Source organism: Halalkalibacter wakoensis JCM 9140 (genome assembly GCF_000513095.1).
Lineage (GTDB): Bacteria > Bacillota > Bacilli > Bacillales > Bacillaceae_D > Halalkalibacter > Halalkalibacter wakoensis.
Map to the genome: position 1 here is coordinate 1 of NZ_BAUT01000109.1, position 8576 is coordinate 8576.

8 protein-coding genes are annotated in these 8576 nt (G+C 39.1%); 5 read left to right on the forward strand and 3 right to left on the reverse strand.

The window, feature by feature from the left end:
- Positions 1-171 precede the first annotated feature (171 nt).
- The 3 genes from JCM9140_RS20920 to adhP form a co-directional block, all read right to left on the reverse strand.
- Complete coding sequence (locus JCM9140_RS20920) at positions 172-522, reverse strand: DUF779 domain-containing protein (RefSeq protein ID WP_034751262.1); 351 nt, start codon at positions 520-522, stop codon at positions 172-174.
- 207 nt (positions 523-729) lie between these two features.
- Positions 730-2247: an aldehyde dehydrogenase gene (gene adh / locus JCM9140_RS20925; protein ID WP_034751264.1), complete on the reverse strand. Its 1518-nt coding sequence runs from the start codon at positions 2245-2247 to the stop codon at positions 730-732.
- A gap of 96 nt (positions 2248-2343) precedes the next feature.
- Positions 2344-3354, reverse strand: coding sequence for an alcohol dehydrogenase AdhP (gene adhP / locus JCM9140_RS20930; RefSeq protein WP_034751266.1), 1011 nt, complete (start codon positions 3352-3354; stop codon positions 2344-2346).
- 402 nt (positions 3355-3756) lie between these two features.
- On the opposite strand from adhP, the gene JCM9140_RS20935 reads away from it, so the two are divergent.
- The 5 genes from JCM9140_RS20935 to JCM9140_RS20955 all read left to right on the forward strand — a co-directional run.
- Positions 3757-4347: a hypothetical protein gene (locus tag JCM9140_RS20935; protein WP_052002451.1), complete on the forward strand. Its 591-nt coding sequence runs from the start codon at positions 3757-3759 to the stop codon at positions 4345-4347.
- Positions 4348-4424: 77 nt separating this feature from the next.
- Positions 4425-4955 (forward strand): RNA polymerase sigma factor, encoded by a 531-nt coding sequence (locus JCM9140_RS20940; RefSeq protein ID WP_034751267.1) that lies wholly within the window; start codon positions 4425-4427, stop codon positions 4953-4955.
- Positions 4952-5833, forward strand: coding sequence for a hypothetical protein (locus JCM9140_RS20945; RefSeq protein ID WP_034751268.1), 882 nt, complete (start codon positions 4952-4954; stop codon positions 5831-5833). Before JCM9140_RS20940 ends, JCM9140_RS20945 begins: the two co-directional genes overlap by 4 nt.
- Positions 5834-6000: 167 nt before the next feature.
- Positions 6001-7788, forward strand: a complete 1788-nt coding sequence (pepF, locus tag JCM9140_RS20950; protein ID WP_034751269.1) for an oligoendopeptidase F — start codon at positions 6001-6003, stop codon at positions 7786-7788.
- A 222-nt stretch (positions 7789-8010) separates the two neighbouring features.
- Positions 8011-8576 (forward strand): MFS transporter (locus JCM9140_RS20955; RefSeq protein WP_156314951.1); only part of this gene is annotated, 566 nt, incomplete at its 3' end.

Genomic DNA, 8576 nt, shown 5'->3' on the forward strand with positions numbered 1-8576 from the left:
TCTGACAGGAAAGCAGTGCAAAAGGAAAAAGGAGTCCGAAGAGAGAGCATCTTCTGACAGGAAAGCAGTGCAAAAGGAAAAAGGAGTCAGAAGAAGAGTACTCTTCTTTTGACTCCTTATAATCAAACGAAAACTTGGGTAGGTGGTCTCCAAGCCCCTATTAATACTTCCTTACAAGTTATTTTGTTCTTCTTTTGTAAACACTCTCGATCTTGTTAAAAAACGTTTGCCTTCTGGTCCTTCTAGTGAAAACATTCCACCGCGTCCTTGCACAACGTCAATGATAAGTTGGGTATGTTTCCAATACTCATATTGAGCTGAACTAATGTAGAACGGACAGTCAGCAATATGTCCAAGTAGAGTGTCGCTATCACCAACGATGAATTCATTTTCACTGTAACACATTGGAGAACTACCATCACAGCAACCACCAGATTGATGGAACATGAGTGGTCCGTGTTTAACTTTTAAAAACTCAATAAACTGTATAGCTTCTTCGGTAGCAGTTACTCTTTTTACCATTTGATCCTCCTGTTACCGTTAGATATTTTCTCGATAAGAAAAAGGAAGAGCACCTCTTATAATAAGAGAGCGAACCTGTTTTGCGGTGGCTCCATGCGCCGTGCGCCATTTTGAGAAGAGCACTCAAAATGGCTTAAGAGCCAACGGCGCTTCCGCACACCGCATCGCAATCAATCAAAAAGGAAGAGCACCTTTTTGATTGATTGCTTAAAAGAAGCCAAGGGCGTCTGGGCTGTAGCTGACGAGCATGTTTTTTGTTTGCTGGTAATGAGAGAGCATCATTTTGTGATTTTCTCGGCCAATACCAGAAGCTTTGTAGCCACCGAATGCCGCATGAGCTGGATAAGCATGATAACAATTTGTCCATACACGGCCAGCTTCAATATTACGGCCAAAGCGGTACGCGTTGTTAATGTCACGTGTCCAAATTCCGGCTCCGAGGCCATATAATGTGTCATTGGCAATTTGCAATGCTTCTTCTTCATCTTTGTAAGTTGTAACGGATACAACTGGGCCGAAAATTTCCTCTTGGAAAATGCGCATTTTATTGTTTCCTTTAAAGACTGTAGGTTGAATGTAGTAACCGTTTTCAAAACCTTCGATTCGATTACGTGCTCCACCGGTTAAACACTCAGCACCTTCTTGTTTTCCAATGTCTAAATAGGATAGAATTTTTTCCATTTGTTCATTTGACGCTTGTGCACCCATCATAGTATTTACATCTAATGGGTTACCTGTCTTAATTTCATTGACTCTAGCTAACGCTTTTTCCATAAATTGATCATACATAGACTCATGAATGAGGGCGCGTGATGGACACGTACAAACTTCCCCTTGATTGAGGGCAAAGAGTACAAATCCTTCAATTGCTTTATTCAAAAAGGCGTCGTCTTCTGCCATGACATCTTTAAAGAAAATATTTGGTGATTTTCCACCGAGTTCTAACGTAACTGGAATAATGTTTTGCGATGCGTATTGCATAATTAAGCGTCCTGTCGTCGTTTCTCCCGTAAACGCAACTTTGGCAATTCTCGAGCTTGTAGCTAGAGGTTTTCCAGCTTCAACCCCAAATCCATTTACTACGTTTAACACACCAGGAGGAAGAAGGTCACCAACTAATTCAAGCAACACCATGATCGAAGCAGGAGTTTGTTCAGCTGGTTTTAAGACAATGCAGTTTCCAGCAGCTAATGCGGGAGCAATTTTCCATACAGCCATTAAAATTGGGAAGTTCCAAGGGATGATTTGACCAACCACTCCAAGCGGCTCATGAAAATGATAGGCTACAGTATCGTTGTCAATTTGGCTAATCGAGCCTTCCTGTGAACGAATAACACCTGCAAAATAGCGGAAATGATCGATGGCAAGGGGAATGTCGGCATTTAATGTTTCGCGAACCGCCTTCCCATTATCCCATGTTTCAGCAACAGCTAGTGTCTCAAGATTTTCTTCAATTCGATCAGCAATTTTATTTAAAATAACAGCACGTTCAGCAGCGGATGTCTTTCCCCAAGAAGCTTTTGCTGCATGAGCAGCATCCAGTGCTCGTTCAATATCTTCCGATGAAGAACGAGCGACTTCACAAAATACGTCTCCCGTTACAGGAGTGATGTTTTCGAAGTATTGCCCTTTTACTGGGGCTGTCCATTCACCATTAATGTAATTTTCGTATCTCTTTTTAAATTGTACCTTTGCATTCGCTGTTCCTGGTTGGCCATAAATCATCTATCATTTCCTCCTTAAGGGGAAGGGGGTAGTCCCCCTCACAAATATGAAATTTAAGCGCTTACATATAAAATCTATTCAGCTATTTTCCAAATATTACATGGTTAAGACAATTCGTCCGTTAATTTGTCCTTTTTCCATTTTTTCAAAAACATCATTTATTTGATCAAGTGGAGCCGTTTCGATATTTGTTTTCACTTTTCCTTGGGCAGCAAACTCTAACGCTTCTTGCATATCTTTACGAGTTCCAACAATTGATCCACGAACGGTTACTCCATTTAACACTGTATTGAAAATAGGAATTGGTAAATCATCGTGAGGAAGACCAACGACAACGAGTGTACCGCCTCTTTTTACAGATTGATAGGCTTGTTCAAAAGCTTTTTTAGTTACGGCTACACTAATAGCTGCTTGAACGCCACCAACTTTTTCCATAATTGCTTCAGCAGGGTTCTCTTTTAAACCATTTACGGTTACGTCAGCACCTAATTTTGTTGCCAATTCGAGCTTTTCGTCTTGAATGTCAACAGCTACAACATTGAATCCCATTGCTTTGGCATATTGAAGGGCAACATGACCTAATCCACCAATCCCATAAATCGCGACCCAATCCCCAGGTTTAGCTTCAGAAACTTTTAATGCTTTGTACGTTGTAACCCCAGCACATAAAATGGGAGCTATCTCGACTGGGTCAACGTTATCAGGGATTTTTGCAACATAATTTGCAGGTGCTTTGCAATATTCAGCATATCCACCATCAACAGAGTAACCACCATTTTCTTGATCCGGACAAAGTGTTTCTCTACCTGTTAAACAATATTCACACTCTCCGCATGCAGAGTAAAGCCAAGGGATCCCTACGCGGTCGCCAACTTTTATAGAAGTCACGCCTTCTCCTACTTCTGTAACGATCCCAACGCCTTCATGACCAGGAACTAATGGTAGTTTTGGTTTTACTGGCCAATCCCCGTGGGCTGCATGAAGATCTGTATGACATACACCGCATGCTTCTATTTTTACTAACACTTCACCACGTTCAATTATAGGTAATTCCACTTCTTTTACTTCTAATTTTTGATTAAACTGATTAACAACAGCAGCTTTCATCTAAATCCCTCCTAATTTTTGAAACTTACTTTCTATCATGCAAGGACTGTGCCAATTTTGAAAACCCTTTCAAATAGATGGTTTTTAAGAAGAGAATTTGAGATTTAGCCGTAGACTTGTTAACTTTGCCGATTTTTCGGCTAGGGAAGCCGTTTTTTTGTTAATTGTTGTAGGGTGGTGGAGAAAGGTTCTTTTCCTTGTGAAGTCGAGCTCTTGCCAATCCCGAGAAGGTTGAAAAGCGATGATACGAACTTGTCGTCTTATAAGAAACAATATAGGAAAACAACCTTTTGTTCACACAAATGGTTAACGATCATGTAGACTAAACGTACCTTAACTAAATCGGATAGGAAGAGTCTTTACTTGTATCAACGGATGTACGAAGGATGATGCGCTTTAGTCATGACAACTTTGCCGACGCTTTGGACAAATCATGCAATTAATCCCTTTGTTAACTGGATTGTTTGGATTGTATTTGTTATTGATTTTGGTTACCGGTTGCAACTGGCAGAGCAAAAGTGGCTGTTTATAAAGAAAAACCCTTTTCTAGTTATAGCTATTATTCCATTTGACCAATTTTTTCAAGTTGCAAGACTAGTAAGAGTAATCTATTTGTTTCGGATGAAAACTGTCGCGAAGTATTACATTCAACCTGTGATTGAGCAATTATCTTATTTCTCTAAAATGGTGATTTTGATTATCATTATGGGTTATTTAGCCTTGCAGGCATTTGTTTTATGGAAACTTGAAGGAGCGATTATCTCTTACGAAGAAGCGCTTGGTTTTTCAATTAAGCAGCTATTGTTTTTTGGACAAAGATTAGTCGAGGTGGAATACGCGATTTCGCTTTTTTTACTCGTGTTAACAACGATCGTTGGCGTGTTTTTACATGGACTTGCTCTTCAATGGTTGTTTCATAAAATTGAAGGGTGGTATCAACGTTATCGCAAAAAACAAGTTAAACAAACAGAAAATAAAGATAAATCATTCTGAAAGAAAACCTGAAACCTTTCTTTGAATAACATCGTTTTATGGGCAAGAAGAAGTAGAAATGACGGAGGTCGAAAACGATGGAAGAACAATTAATTGATCGGGCGAAAAAGGGCGATGATGACGCCTTTGGGCAATTGATTGAATTACATCTGAAAACAGTGGAGAAATTCGCTTTTCAAATTGGGGTTTCACCTGTTCATATGGAAGATGTGACTCAAGAAGTGTTTATTAAAGTGTACCGATTTATCCATAAACACAATCGTGGGAAATTTACCACGTGGCTTTATTCAATTACGTTAAATGTCATTCGAGATTTTTATCGTAAAGAGAAACAAATGAAACGAAAAACGGTAGAGTTGCAAAAATATGCAACACAGCAAACGTTTGTGAATGAACATCTTGATGAAGATGCACAAGAGTTGCATCAGATGATTAACCGTTTAGAAGACAAATACAAAATCCCAATCGTACTTCACTATTTTCATGGTCAAAACTATCAAGAAATTGCTCATGTTCTAGGGGTTACAGAAGGTGCAATCAAAACAAGAATACTTCGAGCTAAACAAAAATTAAAAGCAGAGTATGAAAAAGTAGGTGAGCAACTATGAGCAAAAACAATTTTGAAGAGACAATGAATCGATTAAACCAATATTATGATAAGATTCCGCAACAATCGAATTCAGCTGATATTATGGCTTCGATTAAAAAGAAAAAGAAACGAAATTGGAATTGGGCAAGGTCGTATCAAAAATGGCAAGTGGCTGCCTTAGTTCTATTTATGTTAGGGATTGGCTATGTATTAGGAGCTAGTCAACTGACGAGTAACAATGAATCAGCCATGCCTAGTGAGTCAAGCGCGGATGAGGGGCCTATGGAGAGCATGAGTGTCGTCATGGAAGAGGAACCAGATGAAAGCGAAGAGGAAACAAATGAGATGACCTTCATGGAATCCTCTACAGATGATGAAGAAACAAAAACGATTACGATCGTTGATGAAGAAGGATTGGAAGATGAAAAAACGGTCACAAAGCTAGTAAATGATGAGTTATCTTTTACAACTTTTTATGATGCTGAGTTTGAAGTCGAGCACATAAACCATGAACAATCAACTGTTGTACAAATTTTTGCAAATTATGGTCAAGGGAAAATAGAGCCCGTTCTTTTTGAAGTTGTGAAATTTAATGAAGAAATGAGTTATGAAGAGGCTGTGAGCTCGTATCAAGCAGATATGGTTGATGCCGGTTATGCTGAAACAGTAGCAAATGGTTACTTAGAGAGTTTAGGGGTCCCAGGTCAAGGGGTTGAGGAGTTTGCTTTTTATAAAGACGGTGTGTATGCCCATGTTGTCCCAGTTGAACATCAAGATGGATATTATTTTTTACGAACGAATTCGTTTAGTCCAGAGAGAACGGATTTAATCGAATACAGTGAAGGATTCGTTAGAGAGTTACGAGTTATTTTTAATGAATTTACTTGGCTCTATTAACGTGCAGTTTAGAATGGTATGAAAAAAAGCTAGTAAGGGTTGGTCGAATAGGCGGAAACGCTTCTTTGGTCCAATCCTTTTTCCGTTTTCTTTTTTCCTAAATTGAAATGTAGTAACATATAACTAATGTGGAAATACATAGGTGACATTGAAAGGAGTTTTTAATAATGCCCAATTATAAATCAAGAGAAGAGGTTCCATTAGAAGAAAAATGGGACTTACATGATATTTACGACAGTTTGACAACGTGGGAAAGTGATTTGAAATCTGTAGCAGAGCGTACTGAACAACTAAAAACCTATGACGGAAACATAACAGATGCTAAATCATTGTATGATTACTTAGTGTTGAGTGAAGAAACAGGTTATACGTATAAAAAGGTATATGTGTATGCGATGCTTCAAGCTGATTTGGATACGAGAGATTCGAAGCCACAGGCATTGCTTGATCGTGCAAAATCACTCGGTGTGAAGCTTAGTTCAGCTACATCCTTTTTTATGCCATTTTTATTAAGTTTGGATGAAAAGACGTTGAAATCCTATATCGACCAAATTGAAGGACTGAAATACTTCGAAGAGGATTTAATGGAATCGTACCGTTACAAAACACACGTTCTAACAAAGGAAAAAGAAGAAGTGCTTTCTGATTTAGGAGAAGCTCTTTCTTCTCCAAGTAATACGTTTGGAATGATTAACAATGCTGATATTAAATTTGGCAAAGTGACGACAAAAGACGGGGAGAAGGTTGAGCTTACAAGAGGGATGTATTCAAAGCTTATTGAAGATGATAACCGGGACGTTCGTCGTGAAGCGTACAAAGCTTACTATCAACCTTATGTTCAGCTGAACAATACGATTGCTTCAACTCTTTCGGCCGCAATCAAAAACAATGTAACGTTAGCGAAAATGAGAAAGTACCCGTCTGCATTAGAAAAATCACTTTTTTCCGATATGGTGCCAAAGGATGTTTACGACAACCTAATCAAAGTGACGAAGGACCATATTACTCCATTGCACAAGTATCAGAACATTCGCAAGGAAACACTTGGTCTTGATGAACTACGTCAATACGATTTAAACGTTCCTTTAGTGAAAGATGTGAAGGAAGAGATCACGTTTGATGAAGCGTATCAGACGATGCTCGATAGTTTAGCCCCACTTGGCGAGGAGTATGTTGAAACGTTGCGTAGTTTTAAAGAAAAGCGCTATTTCGATGTGAGGGAAACGCCTGGGAAACGATCTGGAGCGTATAATTTAGGGCTTTATGGTGTTCATCCATTTGTCCTTTTAAATCATCAAGATGACTTAGATAGTTTATTTACGCTTGTTCATGAATGTGGTCATGCGATGCATTCGTGGTATTCGTCCAATCACCAGCCTCAAATTACAGCAGGCTATTCCATCTTCGTTGCAGAAGTCGCTTCAACCGTTAATGAAGTGTTACTTATTCGTTATTTATTGAAAACAACGAAAGATGAAAAGATGAAAAAGCATTTGTTGAATCACTTTATCGACAGCTTTAGAGGAACGATGTTTACACAAGTGATGTTTGCTGAATTTGAAAAAACAACTCACGAAAAAGCGGAAAATGGGGGACCGTTAAATGCTGAAGTGTTTAACGATGTATATGAGAAGATTTTTAGAGAGTTTAATGGAAATGAAATGGTATTTGATGATGAAGTGAAATACGGATGGTCCAGGATTCCGCATTTTTACCGCCCATTTTATGTGTACAAATATGCAACAGGGTATGCTGCAGCCATTCATATTGCCGATCAGTTGCTTGAAGGGAAATCAGAAACACTTGAGAAATATATGACGTTCTTAAAAAGTGGAAGTTCTGATTATCCACTCGAATTGTTAAAAGCAGCAGGAGTTGATTTAACGAAACCTGAGCCTATTAGGAGTGCTTTAACGATTTTTAGCGAGTTAGTGGATGAATTTGCATCGTTATAAGATAGCTAGAAGGGATAAACTTGAAGGTCAATGAGGCCTTTTCGGTGTCCCTTCTTTTTTTACGTCTTTTTGCCATGTATGAATTTGTTATGCATTCGCAAATTAATAAGGTAATGAAGCACAAAAAATTCATTGATGGCAGAAATGAAGGATGTGTTATAAAGGTTGGCGAAAAAAGGTAAAGGTTTAGTGATTTTAGCAATCGGTTCCATCCCTTTAATCATGACACTCGGGAACTCCATGCTGATTCCGATTTTACCGAGGATGGAAAGTGAGTTAGGTATAACGGCGTTTCAAGCAAGTTTGACCATTACGATTTTCTCGATTACGGCCGCGATTTCCATTCCCATTCTAGGTTATTTATCCGACCGTTTTTCAAGGAAGTCGATCATTGTACCAGCTCTAATTCTTTATGGATTGGGGGGGTTGTTAGCCGGTGTGGCAGCAGCTTGGTTTAATGGAGCCTATATGTGGATTATGGTTGGACGGGCTCTTCAAGGAATTGGAGCCGCGGGGACTGCCCCGATTGCAATGGCGTTAACAGGGGACTTATTTAAAGGTGGAGAGCAAAGTAAAGTGCTCGGGATTGTGGAAGCTTCTAATGGTTTTGGGAAGGTGCTTTCGCCCATAGTCGGTTCTTTATTGGCTCTACTTGTTTGGTACGGTCCTTTTTGGGGATTTCCGGTCTTTGTATTAATCTCAGTGCTGCTCACTGCTTTTTTTGTTAAAGAAAAAAAGAAAAAGAAAGAAGCTCCTCCAGTTGGGAAGTATATAAAAGGACTGTTTTC

What these genes read in the sequence shown, in the direction of transcription:
- pepF (WP_034751269.1), top strand. Translation starts at nt 6,001, where the DNA reads ATGCCCAATTATAAATCAAGAGAAGAGGTTCCATTAGAAGAAAAATGG.
- JCM9140_RS20940 (WP_034751267.1), top strand. Translation starts at nt 4,425, where the DNA reads ATGGAAGAACAATTAATTGATCGGGCGAAAAAGGGCGATGATGACGCC.
- JCM9140_RS20920 (WP_034751262.1), bottom strand. Translation starts at nt 522, where the DNA reads ATGGTAAAAAGAGTAACTGCTACCGAAGAAGCTATACAGTTTATTGAG.
- adh (WP_034751264.1), bottom strand. Translation starts at nt 2,247, where the DNA reads ATGATTTATGGCCAACCAGGAACAGCGAATGCAAAGGTACAATTTAAA.
- adhP (WP_034751266.1), bottom strand. Translation starts at nt 3,354, where the DNA reads ATGAAAGCTGCTGTTGTTAATCAGTTTAATCAAAAATTAGAAGTAAAA.
- JCM9140_RS20945 (WP_034751268.1), top strand. Translation starts at nt 4,952, where the DNA reads ATGAGCAAAAACAATTTTGAAGAGACAATGAATCGATTAAACCAATAT.
- JCM9140_RS20935 (WP_052002451.1), top strand. Translation starts at nt 3,757, where the DNA reads ATGACAACTTTGCCGACGCTTTGGACAAATCATGCAATTAATCCCTTT.